At 40.1% G+C, this 19,593-nt stretch carries 18 protein-coding genes and 1 CRISPR repeat array; of the genes, 15 read left to right on the top strand and 3 right to left on the bottom strand.

The annotated features are described in order from the left end of the window. The first annotated feature begins 300 nt into the window (after nt 1-300). From cas9 to RV00_RS07905, 5 genes are all read left to right on the top strand, one after another. Nucleotides 301-4,296 carry a type II CRISPR RNA-guided endonuclease Cas9 gene (cas9, locus tag RV00_RS07925; RefSeq protein ID WP_071862060.1) on the top strand — a complete coding sequence of 1,332 codons (3,996 nt, stop codon included), beginning with the start codon at nt 301-303 and terminating at the stop codon, nt 4,294-4,296. Nucleotides 4,297-4,298: 2 nt separating this feature from the next. Continuing rightward, nucleotides 4,299-5,165: a type II CRISPR-associated endonuclease Cas1 gene (gene cas1, locus RV00_RS07920; RefSeq protein ID WP_071862059.1), complete on the top strand. Its 867-nt coding sequence runs from the start codon at nt 4,299-4,301 to the stop codon at nt 5,163-5,165. Beyond that, the gene (cas2, locus tag RV00_RS07915; protein WP_071862058.1) at nt 5,162-5,503 is read left to right on the top strand and encodes a CRISPR-associated endonuclease Cas2; all 342 of its coding nucleotides are present in this window, start codon (nt 5,162-5,164) and stop codon (nt 5,501-5,503) included. The genes cas1 and cas2 overlap by 4 nt, the downstream gene beginning before the upstream one ends. Beyond that, nucleotides 5,490-6,155: a type II-A CRISPR-associated protein Csn2 gene (csn2, locus tag RV00_RS07910; RefSeq protein ID WP_249024078.1), complete on the top strand. Its 666-nt coding sequence runs from the start codon at nt 5,490-5,492 to the stop codon at nt 6,153-6,155. The genes cas2 and csn2 overlap by 14 nt, the downstream gene beginning before the upstream one ends. Nucleotides 6,156-6,274: 119 nt before the next feature. After that, a CRISPR array of direct repeats spans nt 6,275-7,696; the repeat unit is 36 nt; unit sequence GTTTTAGAGCTATGTTGTTTTGAATGCTTCCAAAAC. Nucleotides 7,697-7,829: 133 nt separating this feature from the next. Then, the gene (locus RV00_RS07905) at nt 7,830-8,360 is read left to right on the top strand and encodes a 5' nucleotidase, NT5C type (protein ID WP_071862056.1); all 531 of its coding nucleotides are present in this window, start codon (nt 7,830-7,832) and stop codon (nt 8,358-8,360) included. A gap of 61 nt (nt 8,361-8,421) precedes the next feature. Here the strand turns inward: RV00_RS07905 and RV00_RS07900 are convergent, their stop codons facing one another. Next, nucleotides 8,422-10,182, bottom strand: coding sequence for a Na/Pi cotransporter family protein (locus tag RV00_RS07900; protein ID WP_071862055.1), 1,761 nt, complete (start codon nt 10,180-10,182; stop codon nt 8,422-8,424). A gap of 333 nt (nt 10,183-10,515) precedes the next feature. On the opposite strand from RV00_RS07900, the gene gad reads away from it, so the two are divergent. Further along, nucleotides 10,516-11,916 (top strand): glutamate decarboxylase, encoded by a 1,401-nt coding sequence (gene gad, locus RV00_RS07895; protein ID WP_071862054.1) that lies wholly within the window; start codon nt 10,516-10,518, stop codon nt 11,914-11,916. 19 nt (nt 11,917-11,935) lie between these two features. Then, complete coding sequence (locus RV00_RS07890; RefSeq protein ID WP_071862053.1) at nt 11,936-12,253, top strand: DsrE family protein; 318 nt, start codon at nt 11,936-11,938, stop codon at nt 12,251-12,253. A gap of 462 nt (nt 12,254-12,715) precedes the next feature. Here the strand turns inward: RV00_RS07890 and RV00_RS07885 are convergent, their stop codons facing one another. Next, entirely contained in the window at nt 12,716-12,895 is a 180-nt protein-coding gene (locus RV00_RS07885) for a basic helix-loop-helix domain-containing protein (protein ID WP_071862052.1), read from the bottom strand. Nucleotides 12,896-12,968: 73 nt separating this feature from the next. Between RV00_RS07885 and RV00_RS16385 the strand changes: the two genes are divergently transcribed. The 6 genes from RV00_RS16385 to RV00_RS07860 all read left to right on the top strand — a co-directional run bounded on the left by RV00_RS16385 (nt 12,969) and on the right by RV00_RS07860 (nt 16,424). Next, nucleotides 12,969-13,136 carry a hypothetical protein gene (locus RV00_RS16385; RefSeq protein ID WP_169818935.1) on the top strand — a complete coding sequence of 56 codons (168 nt, stop codon included), beginning with the start codon at nt 12,969-12,971 and terminating at the stop codon, nt 13,134-13,136. An 86-nt stretch (nt 13,137-13,222) separates the two neighbouring features. Next, nucleotides 13,223-13,411, top strand: a complete 189-nt coding sequence (locus tag RV00_RS07880; RefSeq protein WP_071862051.1) for a CsbD family protein — start codon at nt 13,223-13,225, stop codon at nt 13,409-13,411. Between the two features lie 72 nt (nt 13,412-13,483). Further along, on the top strand, nt 13,484-14,083 hold the full coding sequence (locus RV00_RS07875) for a short chain dehydrogenase (RefSeq protein ID WP_071862050.1): 600 nt from the start codon (nt 13,484-13,486) through the stop codon (nt 14,081-14,083). A gap of 134 nt (nt 14,084-14,217) precedes the next feature. Further along, the gene (locus RV00_RS07870; RefSeq protein ID WP_071862049.1) at nt 14,218-14,595 is read left to right on the top strand and encodes a hypothetical protein; all 378 of its coding nucleotides are present in this window, start codon (nt 14,218-14,220) and stop codon (nt 14,593-14,595) included. Nucleotides 14,596-14,682: 87 nt separating this feature from the next. Beyond that, complete coding sequence (locus RV00_RS07865) at nt 14,683-15,591, top strand: AraC family transcriptional regulator (protein WP_071862048.1); 909 nt, start codon at nt 14,683-14,685, stop codon at nt 15,589-15,591. Between the two features lie 38 nt (nt 15,592-15,629). Continuing rightward, nucleotides 15,630-16,424, top strand: a complete 795-nt coding sequence (locus tag RV00_RS07860) for a Cof-type HAD-IIB family hydrolase (protein ID WP_071862047.1) — start codon at nt 15,630-15,632, stop codon at nt 16,422-16,424. A 31-nt stretch (nt 16,425-16,455) separates the two neighbouring features. Here RV00_RS07860 and RV00_RS07855 read toward each other — a convergent pair whose 3' ends face one another. Further along, nucleotides 16,456-17,199: an epoxyqueuosine reductase QueH gene (locus tag RV00_RS07855; protein WP_071862046.1), complete on the bottom strand. Its 744-nt coding sequence runs from the start codon at nt 17,197-17,199 to the stop codon at nt 16,456-16,458. Between the two features lie 234 nt (nt 17,200-17,433). Here RV00_RS07855 and RV00_RS07850 point away from each other — a divergent pair, with 234 nt between their 5' ends. Together RV00_RS07850 and RV00_RS07845 are read left to right on the top strand one after the other, a co-directional pair. Continuing rightward, entirely contained in the window at nt 17,434-18,165 is a 732-nt protein-coding gene (locus RV00_RS07850) for a GntR family transcriptional regulator, LSA1692 subfamily (protein ID WP_071862045.1), read from the top strand. Nucleotides 18,166-18,176: 11 nt separating this feature from the next. Beyond that, nucleotides 18,177-19,481: a Sapep family Mn(2+)-dependent dipeptidase gene (locus RV00_RS07845; protein WP_071862044.1), complete on the top strand. Its 1,305-nt coding sequence runs from the start codon at nt 18,177-18,179 to the stop codon at nt 19,479-19,481. Nucleotides 19,482-19,593: the final 112 nt, after the last annotated feature.

The following is a 19,593-nucleotide window of genomic DNA, read 5'->3' as shown; positions in this document are numbered from 1 at the left end:
TCGTCTTGCACTTAAAAAATGTGAGATGAAGTTTTTTTAGTGGTTAGAGCAAAGGAGGCTTATAATTGGTTTTATAAATATAAGAAATTTGTTACACTTTTAGTAAGCGGTTACGTTGTTGTTTAAAATTTAATTTTAAACACAAAAAAAGCGCCGAAACAGCGCCACTTTAAAAGTTGATTACGGACTAAGCCTTATTTTAACTCGCTATGTTGTTATGAATATTTCCAACAAATTCATTATAGCAAGAATTTTAAAAAAGGGAAAGTCTGAACTAAAAAAAAATTGGGGAGGAAATAAATGAATAAAAATTACACTATTGGGTTGGATATTGGAACGGCATCGGTCGGATATGCAGTACAGTATGAAAACTATGACCTGGTAAAGAAAAAAATGAAAATTAAGGGCAATGGCACCAAAAAAGCAGTCAAAAAAAATTTTTGGGGTGTTCGTCTGTTTGATGCGGGAGAAACTGCTGAGGGAACAAGAATGAAACGAACGACAAGACGCCGCTACACACGACGACGAAATCGAATTCGGTATTTACAGGAAATTTTTCAAGCAGAAATGGCAACGGTCGATCAAAATTTTTTCTACCGCTTAGATGATAGTTTTTTAGTTCCAGAGGAAAAACGAAATGAACGACATCCGATCTTTGCGACATTGGAAGAAGAAGTTGCTTATCACCAACAGTTTCCAACTATTTATCATTTGCGGAAACATTTAGCTGATTCAACGGAGAAGGCTGATCTACGCCTTATTTATCTCGCATTGGCACATATAATTAAATACCGAGGCAACTTTTTGATCGAAGGGAAATTGAATACAGAAAATTCTTCTGTGAAGGAGACCTTTAAAACATTTTTGCAGGCCTATAACCAAGCCTTTACAGTACAAGAAAATGGCAGTCTGATAAATCCTATCAACGAAACGATTGATATTGGTTCTCTTTTCCAAGAGCGGGCCTCCCGTCAGAGAAAAGCGGAAAACGTTCTAAAACTTTTTCCAAACGAAAAATCCTCTGGAACCTTTATGCAATTTCTAAAAATGATTGTGGGAAATCAAGGAAGTTTCAAAAAGACATTTGGCTTAGAAGAAGATCTTAAATTGCAATTTCCTAAAGAAGAATATGAGGAACAGCTGGAGGGTCTACTTGCCATCGTTGGTGATGAGTACGGCGATGTTTTCGCTGCGGCTAAAAATGTTTACGACGCAGTAGAGTTGTCAGGGATCTTAACAGTGAAGGATCTGACAACGAAAGCAAAATTATCAGCGAGTTTGGTCAAAAGATATGAGGAGCACAAAGTCGATTTAGAGCAGCTGAAAAGCTTCGTCCGGGAAAAATTACCAAATAAATATTATGAAGTTTTTCGTGATAGCGAGAAGAACGGCTACGCGGGTTATATTGAGGGTGGGGTCACCCAGGCTGATTTTTATAAATACTTGAAAAAAATCCTCGATAAAGTAGAGGGTGCTGATTCGTTCTTAGCTAAAATAGAGCAAGAGGATTTTTTACGAAAACAACGCACCTTCGATAATGGCGTCATTCCTCATCAGATCCATTTAGAAGAGCTGTGCTCGATCATTCGTAAACAAAGCCGTTATTATCCCTTTCTAGCGGAAAACCAAGAAAAAGTTGAAAAGATTCTTACTTTCCGGATTCCTTACTATGTGGGACCGTTAGCAGACGGAGCAAGTCGCTTTGCTTGGTTAAGTCGTAAAGAAGATGGATCGATTACGCCGTGGAATTTTTCAGAAATGATTGATGAAGGAAAGTCAGCGACCGCTTTTATTGAAAGAATGACCAATTACGACAGCTATCTGCCACAAGAGAAAGTGCTGCCAAAACATAGTATGCTATATGAAAAATATATGGTTTTTAATGAATTGACAAAAGTTTCCTATATTGATGATCGTGGAGAGAGTCAATATTTTTCCAGCATTGAAAAACGTGAAATCGTGGATGAGTTATTCAAAAAGAATCGTAAAGTGAAATATGCGCAACTGGAAAACTTTTTAAAGAATCAATACATGATTGAAACCGCGGAAATTAAAGGGATCGAAAAAAGCTTTAACGCGAGTTATGGGACCTACCATGATCTGTTGAAAATCGGTGTTAGTCAATCGATGCTAGAAGACCCAGAGAATGAAGAGATGTTTGAAGAAATCGTTAAAATATTGACCGTTTTTGAAGATCGAAAGATGATTCAAGAACAGCTAAGCCCATATGAAGATTATTTTGAAGCAGGTGTGTTGAAAAAGTTAATCCGACGTCACTATACGGGATGGGGGCGCCTGTCTAAAAAATTATTGACGGGCATTCGTGAAAAGCAGTCGAAGAAAACGATCTTGGATTATTTGATGCGCGATGATGATATGCCGAGAAATAAAAATCGGAATCTGATGCAATTAATCAACGACGATAGTTTGTCCTTTAAGCAAAGTATTGCGCAGCAGCAGGCAGAGGATCAGTCAGAAGACTTACATGAAATCGTGAAAGAGCTGGCAGGCAGTCCAGCGATTAAGAAGGGGATTTTGCAAAGCCTGAAAATCGTCGATGAAATCGTGGAGATCATGGGGTACCCGCCGACCAATATCGTCGTAGAAATGGCTCGAGAAAATCAAACAACGGATGCTGGTCGGAAAAAATCACGTAGACGTCAAAAAGTTCTTGAAGACGCGATGAAAGAGTTTGGCAGCACGCTTTTAAAAGAATACTCACCGGAAAATGTAAATTTACGCAATGACCGGCTCTTCTTGTATTATTTGCAAAATGGCAAGGATATGTATACAGGAAATGAGCTCGATATTCATCACTTGTCAAATTATGACATCGATCATATTATTCCGCAAAGTTTTATCAAAGATGACTCCATCGATAATATGGTTTTAGTCAGTTCGTCAGACAATCGTGGGAAGTCCGATACTGTCCCAAGCAAAGAGGTTGTAGAGCGAATGATTGGCTACTGGGAAAAATTAAAACGCTCTGGACTGATTACCCAACGAAAATTTGATAATTTGACGAAAGCGTTAAATGGAGGCTTGACAGAGGCGGACAAGGCTCACTTTATCAAGCGTCAGCTAGTAGAAACGCGTCAAATCACAAAACATGTTGCCCGAATCTTACATCAAAAATACAATTCTGGTGATGAAACGGTGACGCGAATCATTACATTGAAATCGGCATTAACTAGTCAATTCCGTCAAATCTATCAGCTCTATAAAATTCGTGAAGTCAATGAGTATCATCACGCCCACGACGCCTATCTGAATGGTGTCGTCGCGACGACGTTGTTAAAGGTTTATCCAAGATTGGAACCGGAATTTGTTTACGGAGATTATCAAAAATTCGATCTCTTTAAAGAAAACAAGGCAACTGCTAAAAAGAATTTTTATAGTAATCTGATGCGCTTCTTCACGAGTGATCAACCGAAAGTGGATGCAAATGGAGAGATTCTATGGGACCAGAAAAATATTTCAATGGTTAAGAAAGTGATGAATTATCATCAAATGAATATTGTAAAGAAAACCGAGATTCAAACAGGCGGGTTTTCAAAAGAATCAATTCAGCCTAAAGGGGAGTCAGCAAAACTGATTGAAAGAAAAACCGGTTGGGATCCGAAGAAATATGGCGGTTTTGATAGTCCGAATATTGCCTATTCTGTTGTTATTACCTATGAAAAGGGAAAAACAAGGAAATTAGTTCAAGAGATTGTCGGAATTACGATTATGGAACGAAAACAATTCGAGACAGATGAAGTGGAATTTCTTGAGAAAAAAGGATTTGTTCATCCTTCAATCGAAGTTATATTACCTAAATATGCGTTATATGAATTAGAAAACGGGCGTCGCCGCTTAATCGCCAGTGCGAGTGAAGCGCAAAAGGGCAATCAGATGGTTTTACCGAATCATTTAATCGAACTGCTGTATCACGGAAAACACTGCAACGACTTAGATGGTAAGAGCTTGGCATACCTAACAGCTCATCGTGTCGATTTTCAAGAATTGTTTGAATATGTTAAACACTTTGCGGAGGTGTATACGTTAGCAGATAAAAATCTAACAAAACTAAGTGAACTATTTGAGCAGAACCAGGAAGCCGATATCAAGGTCATGGCTGAATCGTTTTTAAATCTAATGCAATTCAATGCGATGGGGGCGCCGGCAGATTTTAAATTCTTTGACACGACTATTCCTCGCAAACGGTATACCAGTATCAAAGAAATTTTAAAGGCGACGATTATCAGTCAATCAATTACCGGTTTGTATGAAACGCATCTGAAATTAGGTGAGTAACGATGGGCTGGCGAACGATCGTAGTAAATACCCATTCAAAATTGGCGTATAAAAATAATCATTTGATTTATAAATCGGCTTCGCAAAATGAAATGATCCATCTTTCTGAAATCGATGTTTTATTATTAGAAACGACGGACATTTTAATTACGACGATGCTGATTAAACGCCTTGTAGACGAGAATATTTTGATTCTTTTTTGTGATGACAAGCGATTACCGATTGGAAAGCTGCTGCCATTTTATGGTCGTCATGATAGCAGCTTACAATTAGGCCGGCAAATGAGCTGGACACTGGAACGAAAAGGGATCGTTTGGACAGAAATCATCTCACAGAAGATTTTAAATCAGTATCAATTTTTGTCAGAGCTGGAATTTCAAGAAAAATCAGAGGCATTGTTAACACTGCATAATAGTTTGGAGATTTTTGATCCCTCTAACCGGGAAGGACACGCGGCTAGAATCTATTTCAATACGTTGTTCGGCAATGATTTTTCTCGTGATAAGGAAAATACCATCAATGCGGGGCTAAACTATGGCTATACGCTATTAATGAGTGTCTTCGCGCGAGAAATCGTCAAATGCGGGTGTATGACCCAGTTTGGGCTGAAGCATGCTAACCAATTCAATGATTTCAATTTGGCTAGTGATTTGATGGAACCGTTTCGCCCGCTGGTTGATCAAATTGTTTATGAGCATCGTAATGCCGAGTTTAAAGTGATTAAACGGTTTTTGTTTGAACTATTTACGAATCAATACACCTATAATTCCAAAGCGATGTTTTTGACGAATATCGCTAGTGATTATACAAAAAAAGTAATCAAGGTGTTGAACGAACAAACAGAAAGGATTCCGGAGTTTAGGATATGAGTTATCGTTATATGAGAATGATATTGATGTTTGACATGCCTACCGAGACAGCGGAAGAACGCAAAGCCTATCGTCATTTCCGAAAATTTCTATTGAGTGAAGGGTTCATTATGCACCAATTTTCAGTTTACAGTAAAATATTATTAAACGGTACGGCATCCAAAGCAATGGTGGCGAGATTGAAACAAAATAATCCTAAGAAAGGCTTGGTTACTTTGCTGACAGTGACCGAAAAACAGTTTTCACGGATGATTTATTTATGTGGGGAGTATGATGATTGTGTAGGGAATTCAGATGACAGAATTGTCTTTTTAGGTGATAATTATGATGAAGATTAATTTTGAGATGTTAGATCAGCCAATCGAATTAGCCGGTGCAATAATCTTAACGATTGAAGATACGAAAATTTTTGCCCATCTAGCAAAACTTTTCTATCAATATCATGAGGAGTCAGAACTCCGACTATTTAATGAGAAGCAAAAATCATTAAAAGCGACGGAGCTTATGCTGATCACAGATGTATTAGGCTATGATATCAATGCGGCGTCAACGTTAAAACTTATTTATGCCGATTTAGAATTTCAATTGAACGAAAAGCCAGAAGTAAAATCTATGATTGATAAACTGACCGCAACGATTGGAGAAATGATTGGCTACGAATTGTTAGAGCATGAACTGGATTTAGAGTGTGACGAGATCACGATTATTGAGTTGTTTAAAGCATTAGGTATAAAAATTGAAACGACCAGCGATACAATTTTTGAAAAACTGGTTGAGATCATCCAAGTGTTCAAAAATTTAACCAAGAAGAAAATCTTAGTGTTAATTAATGTCTGTTCCTATTTAACAGTTGAAGAATTAACAGAGTTAAATAATTATATTTCTCTTTATAACACCACGGTCCTTTTTTTAGAACCAAGAAAAGTTGAGGGATTCAAACAGTATGTTTTAGATGAAGATTATTTTCTCAGCGAAGTTTCGGAGGATTAAGTCTTGTCTCGTTCCTTGATAACAGAATAAGAAAAATAAATGAAGCATTCAAAGCTGAAATCTTGCTATGGATGAGTGGCGCGATTACGAAATCTTGAAAACCAAAACGGGTCTACGAGGTTTTAGAGCTATGTTGTTTTGAATGCTTCCAAAACGCTCGTTCATTTCTTTTGCCCATTTATCATGTTTTAGAGCTATGTTGTTTTGAATGCTTCCAAAACGCAGGCTTCAAGTTTAATGGTCAAGCAATTGTTTTAGAGCTATGTTGTTTTGAATGCTTCCAAAACTCTTATGATGAAATTTCAGCTGTTGATACGGTTTTAGAGCTATGTTGTTTTGAATGCTTCCAAAACGAATCAAATCAATATACACTGCGTAGTTTTGTTTTAGAGCTATGTTGTTTTGAATGCTTCCAAAACTAAAGAAAACACAGTATTCTTGTTTGCACCGTTTTAGAGCTATGTTGTTTTGAATGCTTCCAAAACGAAAAAAGAGTTGTTGGTTGATGGAAATGAGTTTTAGAGCTATGTTGTTTTGAATGCTTCCAAAACTTCTTCCCCAGATATTCGAAGTTCTATAGTGTTTTAGAGCTATGTTGTTTTGAATGCTTCCAAAACATTGTTGATAGAACTGAAGGCACAGCGAGTGTTTTAGAGCTATGTTGTTTTGAATGCTTCCAAAACGATGGGAACTTTTCAAAGGCATAGTTTGCAGTTTTAGAGCTATGTTGTTTTGAATGCTTCCAAAACTTGACTAATTCTTTATACTTAGATCCTGTTGTTTTAGAGCTATGTTGTTTTGAATGCTTCCAAAACGAAAAAATATAGCATCCCTTCTCAAATTAAGTTTTAGAGCTATGTTGTTTTGAATGCTTCCAAAACACTTTTGCAATATTTGCGGCATCCGAATTGGTTTTAGAGCTATGTTGTTTTGAATGCTTCCAAAACATATCAGAAATGTTTCTGACCTGAGTTTTAGTTTTAGAGCTATGTTGTTTTGAATGCTTCCAAAACACAAGGATTAAAAGGTGATCCGGGAGCTGCGTTTTAGAGCTATGTTGTTTTGAATGCTTCCAAAACAATGAATAGCTTGTACAACCCTGACACACTGTTTTAGAGCTATGTTGTTTTGAATGCTTCCAAAACATAGCTGATCTTCGAAAGGGAGAGAGATCAGTTTTAGAGCTATGTTGTTTTGAATGCTTCCAAAACAGTTAATCCATATTCGTTAAATTGTTTTCTGTTTTAGAGCTATGTTGTTTTGAATGCTTCCAAAACATAGCTGATCTTCGAAAGGGAGAGAGATCAGTTTTAGAGCTATGTTGTTTTGAATGCTTCCAAAACAGTTAATCCATATTCGTTAAATTGTTTTGTGTTTTAGAGCTATGTTGTTTTGAATGCTTCCAAAACATTTAACCACGTGTCTAACTCGTCCGCTTCGTTTTAGAGCTATGTTGTTTTGAATGCTTCCAAAACGATTGTATTGCTCATCCAACCGGTGTCCCAGTTTTAGAGCTATGTTGTTTTGAATGCTTATTAGTTTTAAAACCAGATATGAGAAATTGTTGACTAGTCAAACTCTATTATTCCCCCAATATTGACCTTCTCCCTCCATTAAGCGAGAATAAACTTAAATAGAGTTATTGGAATTATTTTTTTGAAAAGGAGTGTCGGTATGGCAAGAATTGCAGTGGACATGGATGAAGTGATCGCGGATTTTATCGCGAAGCAATTAGAACTTTTCAACCAGGAGAATAAAACGAGGTATACGAAAGCGGATTTAGCTGGTAAAAAATTACGGGAGATGCATCCGGAGCAAGCGGAATGGATTCGTGAATTGGTAAGTGATCGCTCGTATTTTGCGGATCTGCCCGTGATTGAGGGAGCACGAGAGACCTTAAAAAAATTGGCTGAAAAGCATGAGATTTTTATTACGACAGCCGCGATGGAATTTCCTACATCATTTGACGCGAAGTATGCTTGGCTGAAAGAACATTTTGATTTTATTCCGGAGAGTCATTATGTTTTTTGCGGGGATAAATCGATTCTTTCGGCGGATTATTTGATTGACGATCATATGCGTCATTTGGAAAATTTCCAAGGTCAGGGGATTTTATTTGCATCGCAGCACAATCTTGACGAAACTTATCAACCTAAAATGGCTAATTGGGCAGAGGTGTATTCGTATTTTCAGGAGAAGGAATAGTAGTTCCAGCAAAAAAATAAGCTCCGTCTTGTTTCGTAAAAGGAAACAAGGCGGAGTTTTTTTAATCGATTTCTGCGCCATCAAGGGTACTGGATGGGCTAGGATTGGCTTTTTGGTATTGGAAATTGGAAGTATCATACTTGAAGTTGTATTTATTTCCTAAGAAATATTTCGCGATATGCAACGTACGATCGCTGGAGCGTTCAAGGTTCGAGCTGATATCGATCAGTAGAACACCATCAGCGGCTCTTCCTTCGCCTTTGGTCATCAAGCGAATGTATTTTTTCCGTAGAAGTTCTACTAGCTGATTGATTTCTTCTTCGCGATCTAACATTTTTTGCGCCAACTCGATGTCGTCATTTTCTAAGACTTGCATCGCGTCGCGAATATTTTTTAATACTTTGTCGAACAACAGCTCTAGGTGTTCATCATGAAGTAAGAAGGTCTGACGGTTATTGCTAGTTTTGGTTTTATTTCGTTTATCTTTGGCCCGCTGCTTTTCTTCAAGGGCAATGGATTCTTCGACATAGCGAATGATATTCATAGAGTGATCGCCGATTCGTTCAAAGTCCTTCGTAAATTCCAACAGCATTGCTTGCTCCTGACTTTCCAAGGGAGTCAGTTCGGTGGCGGAAATTTTTACGAGATATTCAGTTAATTCGATATCGCATTGGTTAATGGCATTTTCATATTGCAGCACATCTTCCCGCCATTCATCCTTTGTATCATTATAATACTTTCGGGCAGAACGGATGGAGGACAGGACATAGCTGCCCATTTGAATGACTTCGTTTTTGGCTTGTTCGATTGCCATGACCGATGAAGTATGGATGATCGGTTCGCTTAAAGTCACTGAGCGGATATTCAAATTTTTCTCGCTGCCTGGAATGATTTTTTTCACGATCATTTCGATCTGAGGAATAAACCAGAATTGGATCGCCAGATTGGAAATATTAAAGAGACCATGAGCAAAGGCGATCTGCATTGCTGGATTTAATCCTAATGAATCGGCGAACATCGTGACGACGCTAGTGAACGGTACGAGCAGTAGGGTAAAAATAACCGCTCCGACTAAGTTGAAGATAACGTGAGAAGCGGCGGTTCTCTTAGCCGCGATACTAGCGCCTAAGCAGGCGATAATGGCGGTAATCGTGGTTCCGATATTGTCCCCGAATAAAATCGGCAAAGCCGCGGTTAAGGTGACGCTTCCTTGCATATATAATTGCTGCAAAATTCCGATCGTTGCACTGGAGCTTTGCAGGACCATCGTTAATAAGGTCCCGATCCCAACACCTAGTACTGGGTGGTGAGAGACGTTAATCATTACTTGGTTGAATTGCGGCAGATCTTTTAACGGGTCCATGGCGGTACCCATTAATTTTAATCCGTAAAAAAGCGCGCCAAATCCAAACAAAATCTGACCGATGGATTGCAACGAAGTTCGTTTTGAAAAGAATAATAAAATCGCCCCCGTCCCGATGATCGGCAGAGCGTACTCGCTTAAGTTGAAACCAATGATGAAGGCGGTTACGGTGGTCCCAACGTTGGCCCCCATAATGACACCGATGGCTTGACGCAAGGTCATGAAGCCGGCGCTGACTAAGCCTACCGCTAAAACAGTTGTGCCTGAGCTACTTTGAATCAGACCGGTAACGATGATCCCGGCTAAAACGGCGCGAAAAGGCGTAGAGGTAAAACGGTTTAGAATTTCTCGTAAGTGGTTCCCGGCTGCTTTTTGTAAGCCGTCACCTAAATATTTGATCCCAAAAAGGAAAATTCCCAAACCACCTAAGAAGGTGAAAAGCATTTCTTGATAAGACATGAGGCGTCCTCCGCTATATTTTTTTGCATACTACTATCAAAATAATAGATTCACAAGTAAAATAAAAGCTTTTTTTTAAAAAAAGTCGAATTTTTTTAGATTTTCTATTTCTTTTAAGTTCTGGCGACAAAAAAATGAGGATTGTAAGGAGAAGAGAAGGAATTCTTTTGTATTTTTTAACGCTTTCAGCTACTCTTATAGTAGAAGCTTTCTCTACAGCTGAATCGCTTAACTGGTAGAGTGGTCGATATCATGAAGGGTTGATTTTCCCATGGCAAATAGAGCAAAGGCCGGTGAAAAGCAACTTCTTCAATCTAAATTAGGAGTGGTCGTATGCTTTATGGAAAGAAAAATCGTCGCGAGGCGGCTTATTTGGAACCGATCTTCGGCTCTAAAAATGAAGATGAAGTCCTACCTTCCTATCATTTAGGCGAGAATTCCATTGAACCGCGGATCGCCTATCAAATGATCAAGGATGATTTGATCGATGAGGGCAATTCACGGGAAAATTTGGCGACCTTTTGTCAGACCTTCATGGAACCGGAAGCCGTCCAATTAATGAGTGAAACGCTAGATAAAAATGTGATCGATAAATCGGAATACCCCCGAACTGCAGAGATGGAGAATCGCTGTGTCAATATTATCGCGGATCTGTGGCACGCATCGGAAAGTGAAAAATTTATCGGGACTTCGACGATCGGCTCATCTGAAGCCTGCATGCTAGGTGGAATGGCGATGAAATTCGCTTGGCGCAAGCAAGCGGAGAAGTTAGGCGTAGATATTCATAAAAAGAAACCGAATTTGATTATTTCTTCTGGTTATCAAGTCTGCTGGGAAAAATTTTGTGTTTATTGGGATATCGAGTTGCGGGAGATCCCAATGGACGCGGAAAATATGTCCTTGGATGTGGATCAGGCGATGGCGGCGGTGGATGAATATACCATCGGGATCGTGGGGATTCTTGGGATTACTTATACCGGACAGTACGACGACATCAAAAAACTGAATGACTTAGTTGAAAAACACAATCAAGAGACGGAACATAAAGTTTATATTCATGTAGACGCCGCGTCAGGAGGCTTATATACGCCTTTTGTCGAACCGGAACTGGAATGGGACTTCCAATTAAAAAATGTGGTTTCTATCAATACTTCAGGTCATAAATATGGCTTGGTCTACCCAGGAGTCGGCTGGGTCGTTTGGCGGGATGAGCAATTTTTGCCGAAGGAATTGGTCTTCAAGGTCAGCTATTTAGGTGGCGAGTTGCCAACGATGGCAATCAATTTTTCCCATAGTGCCGCGCAATTGATTGGTCAATATTATAATTTCGTACGTTTCGGGTTTGAGGGCTACCAAAGTATCCACCAACGGACCCACGATGTGGCGCTGTATTTAGCCAAAGAATTGAAGGAATCGCGCTGTTTTGAGTTGATTAATGGCGGCGATCAGTTGCCTTTAGTTTGTTATAAATTGACTGCAGATGAAAAGCGGGCATGGACCTTGTATGATTTGTCGGATCGTCTATTAATGAAGGGCTGGCAAGTGCCGTCGTATCCATTACCTAAAAATTTAGATAAGCAAGTGATTCAACGAATCGTTGTCCGCAGCGACTTTGGTATGAATATGGCCCATGATTTTATTGAAGATTTAAGGGCGGCCATCACGGAGCTGGACAACAGTCACTTAGTCTTCCATGAAGAGACAGAAATCAAAAATTACGGCTTTACGCACTAGAATAAAAGGAGGGATTTTTATGAAAATAGTGATCCATGTGGATGAGTTGGGGAAAATTCGCGAGGCACGCCACAACATTGAAAACCTACTATTGTCCGAGCCGGAGGCAAAGATCGTTTTATTGATGAACGGTGAAGCGATCCAAGGATATCTATTGCCGCGAGTGATCAAATTTATGAAAGAGTACAGCAATATTTCTTATCAAGCCTGTCATCATTCGATGCGAAATTTTCATGTTCGTTCGAAGCAGCTTGCAGAAAGTGTCGAGGTGATCGATTCCGGGGTGATCCGGCTAGTCGAATTGCAAGAGCAAGGATATTCCTATATCAAATGCTAAAAAAAGAGGTTGGGAAAGAAGTGTTCAGCTTCAAGAAATTTCGGCTTATTTCCGAAGAAGCTACTTCTGTCACACCGTTTATACGGAAATAGGAGCTGAGACAAATTAATGTCCCAGCTCCTTTTTTTTGTTTGCAAGTGTCAGGTGCTTTTTTTGTCTGAATAATTGCGAAAGGCGTAAAAGAAACAAATGACGCTAGAAAAATAAAGATAAAATTTGTGATCCCAAAGAACGGCCCACACTAAAAAGAGAATGCCAAAGAGGACAAAGACAACGACACTATTTGAGATTTTTTGCATCATACGATCGTCTCCTTTCAACTGAAATAGTTTTCATTTTTTAATAAAAAAATTAACTGATTTGATTATTTATAAGATAAGCATAGCATAAATTTAAGGGGAGGGGGGAAGAATAGTGAGTGTTTATTAATAAAAAACAGAGAAGCAGCCAGTGTTTCGTGGCCTACTTCTCTGCTTTTTCGTTCCATTTTTTGGGACTCCAAATAGTGCCTTCTAGTGCGACTTGCAAACTTTCGTTGTCATCTTCTAATTGTTCGATGTACTTGATCGCTTCTGCGATAACAAATTGGTTCTTCTCATCACTTATCGCAGCTAATTGTTCTTGCAGCCATGTGTTTCGCATTTACTTCACCTCACAGGCAGTGTAGCATAGAAGTAATGACAGATGGTGTGTGATGCTTGGGAGGTAAAATACAATGGAAATTAATGAAAGCGTTCTACTATTGATAAAAACGGAGCTGGCTGCGGCTAAATGTGAGCTGGAACGGTTGGAAAACTTGACCTTTGCTAGTGACTTAAAAGAAGCGCGGATCGAGATATTGAGGCAGGAAATCCAACAAGCCGAGGAGCGGTTAAAATTGTAAGCAGATTCTTAGCCATCCTTTTTGCCCAATGGTAAACTAAATACAGAAACAATTTTCGATTATTTTATCAAACAGGAGGGTTTATTATGACAAACAACGATGAACTAAAAGGTAAAGTGAACGAAGCAAAAGGCAAAGTCACAGATGATGAAACGACTGAATTAAAAGGCAAGATTCAACAAGGTTTTGGCAAGGCAAAAGACAAAGCGAAGGAAACCGCAGATGACGTTGCTGGTAAAATCAACAAAAAAGCTGACGAAAACAAAAAAGATTAATCAAAAGACCTGCTTCGGCGGGTCTTTTTTGTTTTATAATAGAATAAAATGGTTATAGAGGGGCGAATGTGTGTGAGAATTTTAGTTGTAGGTGGGACAGGAACGATTGGTCAAGCGGTGGTCAGTAAATTACGCAAAGAGCATGAAGTCATTACGGCAGGCAGAACTAGCGGCGATGTACAAGTGGATCTAACTGCGACAGAAAGTATTGAAAGTCTTTTTAAAAAAGTGGGGCATGTGGATGCGATCGTTAATGCTTCCGGTGCCGCGACATTTAAATTAGTTGAAGATATGACACCAGAAGATAATTTAGTAGCGGTCCAGAGTAAATTATTGGGACAGATCAATCTGGCGCTGATTGGACAAAAGTATTTGCGTAATCATGGCAGCATCACTTTGACTACTGGCGTGATGAAGGATGATCCAATTCCCGGCGGAGCATCAGCGGCGCTGGCTAATGGTGGTGTAGCAGCTTTTGTTAAATCAGCCGCGATTGATTTTACACATGGGATTCGGATTAATTGCGTCAGTCCGAATGTCTTAGTGGAATCCTTTGAACAATATAAAGAGAGTTTCAGAGGCTTCACACCGGTCCCCGTTGAGCGAGTGGCGACAGCTTACGTTAAAAGTGTTGAAGGCAAGCAAACCGGTCAAGAATATCAAATCTATTAAAAAATTTTTTTCACTTTTTCAGTTAAGCTGCAAAAGTGAATTTTTTTTCGAAAAAAGTACGCATTCGATGAAAAACTTTCGTTAATAGTAATAGAAGGAAAATTTTTTAATTTTTTTACAAGGAGGCGAAAAAAATGCTGCAACAGCCATTTACTCCGCGACAAATGTTTCGTTTAAAACCAAAAACGTTGGAAAAGAGGATCACCGCTTATTACGCACTCAGCGGCGATCAAGACAATGTCATCAAGCTGGTGCGGGTGTTGCAGATCCGCCAAGTATTAGGAAAGGAAGAAGTCTCAAAACCGTGTGACGAATTGATTCGGAGACTTTATCTAAATGGCGCGACAGAGACAATGAAGCGCTACTGCTATTATTTCTATGATTATTTTACGGAAGCGGAATGGAAGGAGATTCTTTCGCGTTTATTTGTGGTGCTGCCAAAATTGCAGAGGATCTATCAATTATTGGTGATCCTGGACTGTTATCAGGTCGAACAATTTGTAATTCCATAAATAAAATATAAAAATAGTTTCATTTTTCAAATGAATGCGCTATACTTTCGTTAAATACTATTAAAATAGTTTCGAAAAGGAATAAAAATGTTTGCGAAACAATCAGCGCTAGATACCAATCTAAAAGAACTGATGGCCTTTTCCGACAGCTCCTTTCCCTTTGAATTCTGCTACGACGATTTTAATGACAAGGTGGGGCAAAGCTTGAATTATCATTGGCATGAGACCATCGAGCTGAATGTCATGCTGGATGGAGAAATCGACTATCGCTTGAACGACCAGCGCTTTGCCTTGACGGCGGGGGATTGCATGGTGGTTTATTCCAACACGCTTCATGGCGCTGTCCTAAGTGAAAAAAATCCCGAAGCCCGCATGCTGACAATGGTTTTCTCAGCGGATTTATTAACCGGCGGCGTGGCAGGTGCTGTGCAGCAGAAGTATTTTCAAAGTTTAAGTGATACGGGATTTTTAGGGACCAAGCTAGTGAAAGATACGACGATCGCAGAAAAATTGCGTCCGCTGCTGTTGGCTTTAGCGAAAGAGGAGCGTGAAAAAATCGGCTATGAACTACGAATCGTCGCCCAATTGAGTCTGATTTGGGACCAATTATTCCATTATTTACTGGAACAGGATCAAACCTTGACCAAGCGAGCAATCAAGTATGAAGAAGAGATCAAGGCGATCATGATATACATTCAAAAAAATTATATGAACCGTTTGACGATCCAGCGGTTGTGCGAAGCGACTGGCATCAGCCGCTCGGAATGTTTTCGCATTTTTGCCCGTTTCACGCAAAAAAAGCCAATGGAATATATCAACGATTACCGTATGTCACTAGCGGTGGCCATGATGCTGAACACCCAGCAGACGGTGGATCGGATCGCCTTAGATTGCGGCTTCCAAAGCCCTAGCTATTTTGGCAAGCTCTTTAAAGAACGCTACAATCAAACACCCAAGCAATTTCGGACCCAACAAAAGAGATTTGAAAATGAGTAAGTGAATAAAATTCCTAACTAGGAACAAGGAGGAAACAAATGATTAAGGCAGTCGCGGTAGATATGGATGGCACATTTTTAAACCGTCAAAATGATTATGATCGTCCCCGTTTCGAAAAAGTTTTCGCTAAAATGCAGGAACAAGGCGTGCGTTTCATTGTCGCCAGCGGGAATCAGTATTATCAATTACGTTCTTTTTTTAAGGGCTATCCTGATATCACCTATGTCTCGGAAAATGGCGCGCTAGTCTTTGACGACCAAGGCTTGCAGCAGGAGCAGCATTTTTCAAAGGAATTAGCCGAAAAAATTACGACTTTCTTAATTGAAGGCGATCATGATCTGGAGTTTGTGGCATGCGGTATCAAGTCTTCCTATATGCTGACGAGCGCCAGCGAAATTTTTAAAAAATTCGCTCGTATTTATAGCTATGAGTTGGAAGAAGTAGAAAGTTTTGATGAATTGCCGAATGATCCAATCGTGAAATTCGCGCTAGATGTCGAAGTGGCAAAGACGTATGAGATTGCTGAGCATTTAAACGACGCTTTTGCCGGTGAGATCACGGCGGTTACTAGCGGACACGGCAGTATCGACATTATTATTCCCGGAGTGACGAAAGGGCGCGCAATCAAACGCTTGTTAGATGAATGGGGGCTTGAGTCCAATCAGTTGGCTTCCTTTGGCGATGCCAATAATGATTTGGAAATGCTGGCGCTGACGGAAAATAGCTATGCTATGAAAGAATGTAGTCCAGAGGTATTGGCCACGGCGAAGCACCGTGCCCCTTCCCATGATGAATCGGGGGTGCTGCAGGTGCTAGAGGAACTATTGGGTTAGCTAGTTTGATTAATAGAAAAACGGAGACAGCTTATTTTGCTGTCTCCGTTTTTTGGTGTTCTTTCACAAATGCTTTGGCTTCTTTATTAATTGTTTTTAAGTCACAGCCCTGTTGTTTAGCGGCAAACACACAACCGCAGTAGCATTGGCGATAGACATCGTATTCTTTGCACATTTCAATCGAACGCTGATAACCAGAATTTTTCTTGAAATCGCTTGGTAGGTAGTTTGTGTTGTAGATTTTTTGGATATCCATGCCGATTTGATTGATTAATTGGCTATTTTTTTTCGGCGAGATCGTCAAGGCACTGCCAAAGTAATCATAGCCGCGTTCTACAGCTTCCTTTGCAGCTAAATCCAACCGCATATTGAAGCAAGCCGTACAGCGTTTGCCGCCTTCCGGTTCTTCCGTCAAGTTTTGCGACTGCATCAATTGGATGAATTCGTTGGGTTTGTAATCATCAACGATTAAATCCACGTGATTGCCGGTTGCGGCGTTAAAATCGTTGATAAATTTTTCTTGGACGAGTACGCGTCGTTGGTATTCACTTTCTGGATGGATATTGGAATTAGAGAAAAAGATCGTGACATCCGCGTGCTGGGTCAAAAATTCTAATGTATAGGTACTGCAGGGCGCACAGCAAGAATGGATCAGGATACGGGGCCGGACTGCGTCTTTTTCCCACGCCTGAATCATTTTGTGCAGCACGCGATCATAATTTATTTTTTGATTGCTCATTTTGTCAACGATTTCCGTTGCATCTATTGTATTCATAAAATCACCTGAAGGTATTATAAGCGAAATGGGGATAGAAAGAAAGGTTTGGAAGGATTTGTTTCTCATTAGAGCTGTCTGTTTTGTCAGTAAAAAAAATCTGAGAATGATTGAAATTCTTAAAATCATGCTTATAGTATATACTATAAGGTATATACCTGACGTAAATATGTTAGAATAAAAATGTTGAAGAAATGATTCAGTTATCAATCGAAAATTAAAAAAGGAGATCCCATGGAAGAGAAAAAAACGACCAAGGCAAAATTTGATCAGGTTTCTGCCGAGATCGAACAGCGGATTCATGACGGAGTCTATGTCAGCTCACAAAAATTGCCGTCAGAATACGATTTAGCCAAAGAATTTGGCTGCAGCCGGCTGACGATCCGCAAAGCCATCGACGATTTAATCAGTAAAAATATTATCGTCAAACGCCGCGGCAAAGGCAGCTATGTCATGACTCAGCCGAAGATCCAAAGTGGCCGCTCGGGCCTGCAAGGCTTTACCGAAGCTGCCAAGGCTTATGGAAAAACGAGTCGAACGGAAGTCATTTCCTTTGAAAAAGTCGCGGAACCGGCGGAAGCAATTTTAAGCGCTTTACAATTGGAAGAAGATCAACCGATTTATGAATTAGTCCGCCGCCGGATTCTTGATGAGGAACCGATGACAGTGGAAAAAATTTACCTCGCTGAAGAATATGTTGAAGGTTTGACAAAAGAAGATTTCAACGGCTCACTCTTTAAGCTACTGGAACAAAAAACAGAGATTGCCTATTCTCATCAAGAGGTCGAGGCGATTTTAGTCAAACCGGAGCTGTCAAAATTATTAGACGTGCCGATGGGGGACCCTTTGCTACAAGTATATTCAGTGACCTATGCCTTAGACGCGACGCCGATTTTTTATGATATTTCTTATTATCGTTCCGATCGTTATGTTTTTAAAACAACACTGACCCGCTACGGTCACTAGGAGGCTTTTTCATGGCAATTGATTTTAAACAAGTTATCGCAGAAAACAAGGAGCAATTTTATCACGATCTTGATCAAGTAATGCGCGTCCCAAGTGTCAAGGGGACACCAGCTGAACACGCCCCTTTTGGCGAAGGACCGAAAGAAGCGCTAGAGGTTGTGATGGGATTGGCGGAGAGCTATGGCTTCAAGACAGAGATCGTCAATGATGCGGTGGGTTTTGCGCAGTGGGGAGAAGCTGAAGAGTACATCGGGGTCGTCGGTCATTTAGATGTCGTGCCGGCTGGCGAGGGCTGGTCATTCCCTCCGTTTCAATTAAGCAAACAGGCGGAGCGTTTTTATGGTCGTGGCGTATTAGACAATAAAGGACCGATCATGGCTTGTTTATTTGGCTTGAAACTATTGAAAGACCTAGATATTCCGTTAAAGAAAACGATTCGGATTGTATTCGGCACCGATGAAGAAAGCGGCAGTTCAGATATCCCGCTGTATTTAAGTGAAGAAAAGCCGCCGATTTTCGGCTTTACACCAGACTGTAAATACCCGGTCGTCTATGGAGAACGAGGCATCGTCAATTATGAGATTTTGACTTCCTTTGCGGCCACTGAGCTGGAAATGTTAGGTGAGTTCATCGGTGATCAAGCCCGTGATCATGTGCCTGACGAGCTAGCGGTTACGATCAAGGGGGAAAAACTGCAGGTCACAGGAAAACGCGCACCTTCCAATGCGCCGGAGCTTGGGAAAAATGCGATTACCTTGTTAGCAGAAAAAATCACGGAAGAAAAATTAGTCAGCGGAAAGCTGAAGGAGTATTTTGCGTGGCTGGTTACCAGCTTAGCTGAAAAACATACTGGTGAGGGATTAGGCATCGATTTTTCTGACGCGGACAGTGGAAAATTGCAGGTCACGCCTTACGAACTTCGTAAAAAAAACAATCAGCTAGCATTGTCACTGGCAATTCGTTATCCCGTTTCTTATACCGAGGAGGAAGTAACGGAAGCTTTAAAAAAACATTTGCCAGCTGAAAGTGAGTTAAACATCGTGCGACGGATCAAGAGCAATCATTTTCCTAAAGAGAATGAGAATGTTCAGTTACTATCGAAGGTCTACGAAGATGCGACTGGCTTAGACGGTACACCCGTCACCACGACCGGGGCTACCTACGCGCGCTTTGTACCTAACATCGTTGCTTTTGGTCCATCTTTTCCTGGGCAAAAGGGCATCGCCCACAATCAAGATGAATACATGGATGAAAAAGATTTATTATTGAATATGGAAATCTACATGCGGGGGATCTTGGCGTTAACTGAAAGATAACAAATGTAAGACTTAGCAGTGTTTGCTAGGTCTTTTTTATTTGATCAAAATCGCGTTCCTTTAGAAAACGCTTAAAAAAAATAAAAAAATTTCCCATATAGTATATACAAAA

This window comes from Enterococcus devriesei, assembly GCF_001885905.1.
Taxonomy (GTDB): domain Bacteria; phylum Bacillota; class Bacilli; order Lactobacillales; family Enterococcaceae; genus Enterococcus_A; species Enterococcus_A devriesei.
The sequence above is the reverse complement of the archived record's forward strand: the minus strand, read 5'-3'. Positions and strand labels throughout refer to the sequence as shown.

Excerpts from the sequence above, each read along its gene's own strand:
- cas9 (WP_071862060.1), top strand. The coding sequence starts at position 301 with ATGAATAAAAATTACACTATTGGGTTGGATATTGGAACGGCATCGGTC.
- cas1 (WP_071862059.1), top strand. The coding sequence starts at position 4,299 with ATGGGCTGGCGAACGATCGTAGTAAATACCCATTCAAAATTGGCGTAT.
- cas2 (WP_071862058.1), top strand. The coding sequence starts at position 5,162 with ATGAGTTATCGTTATATGAGAATGATATTGATGTTTGACATGCCTACC.
- csn2 (WP_249024078.1), top strand. The coding sequence starts at position 5,490 with ATGATGAAGATTAATTTTGAGATGTTAGATCAGCCAATCGAATTAGCC.
- RV00_RS07905 (WP_071862056.1), top strand. The coding sequence starts at position 7,830 with ATGGCAAGAATTGCAGTGGACATGGATGAAGTGATCGCGGATTTTATC.
- RV00_RS07900 (WP_071862055.1), bottom strand. The coding sequence starts at position 10,182 with ATGTCTTATCAAGAAATGCTTTTCACCTTCTTAGGTGGTTTGGGAATT.
- gad (WP_071862054.1), top strand. The coding sequence starts at position 10,516 with ATGCTTTATGGAAAGAAAAATCGTCGCGAGGCGGCTTATTTGGAACCG.
- RV00_RS07890 (WP_071862053.1), top strand. The coding sequence starts at position 11,936 with ATGAAAATAGTGATCCATGTGGATGAGTTGGGGAAAATTCGCGAGGCA.
- RV00_RS07885 (WP_071862052.1), bottom strand. The coding sequence starts at position 12,895 with ATGCGAAACACATGGCTGCAAGAACAATTAGCTGCGATAAGTGATGAG.
- RV00_RS16385 (WP_169818935.1), top strand. The coding sequence starts at position 12,969 with ATGGAAATTAATGAAAGCGTTCTACTATTGATAAAAACGGAGCTGGCT.
- RV00_RS07880 (WP_071862051.1), top strand. The coding sequence starts at position 13,223 with ATGACAAACAACGATGAACTAAAAGGTAAAGTGAACGAAGCAAAAGGC.
- RV00_RS07870 (WP_071862049.1), top strand. The coding sequence starts at position 14,218 with ATGCTGCAACAGCCATTTACTCCGCGACAAATGTTTCGTTTAAAACCA.
- RV00_RS07865 (WP_071862048.1), top strand. The coding sequence starts at position 14,683 with ATGTTTGCGAAACAATCAGCGCTAGATACCAATCTAAAAGAACTGATG.
- RV00_RS07860 (WP_071862047.1), top strand. The coding sequence starts at position 15,630 with ATGATTAAGGCAGTCGCGGTAGATATGGATGGCACATTTTTAAACCGT.
- RV00_RS07855 (WP_071862046.1), bottom strand. The coding sequence starts at position 17,199 with ATGAATACAATAGATGCAACGGAAATCGTTGACAAAATGAGCAATCAA.
- RV00_RS07850 (WP_071862045.1), top strand. The coding sequence starts at position 17,434 with ATGGAAGAGAAAAAAACGACCAAGGCAAAATTTGATCAGGTTTCTGCC.
- RV00_RS07845 (WP_071862044.1), top strand. The coding sequence starts at position 18,177 with ATGGCAATTGATTTTAAACAAGTTATCGCAGAAAACAAGGAGCAATTT.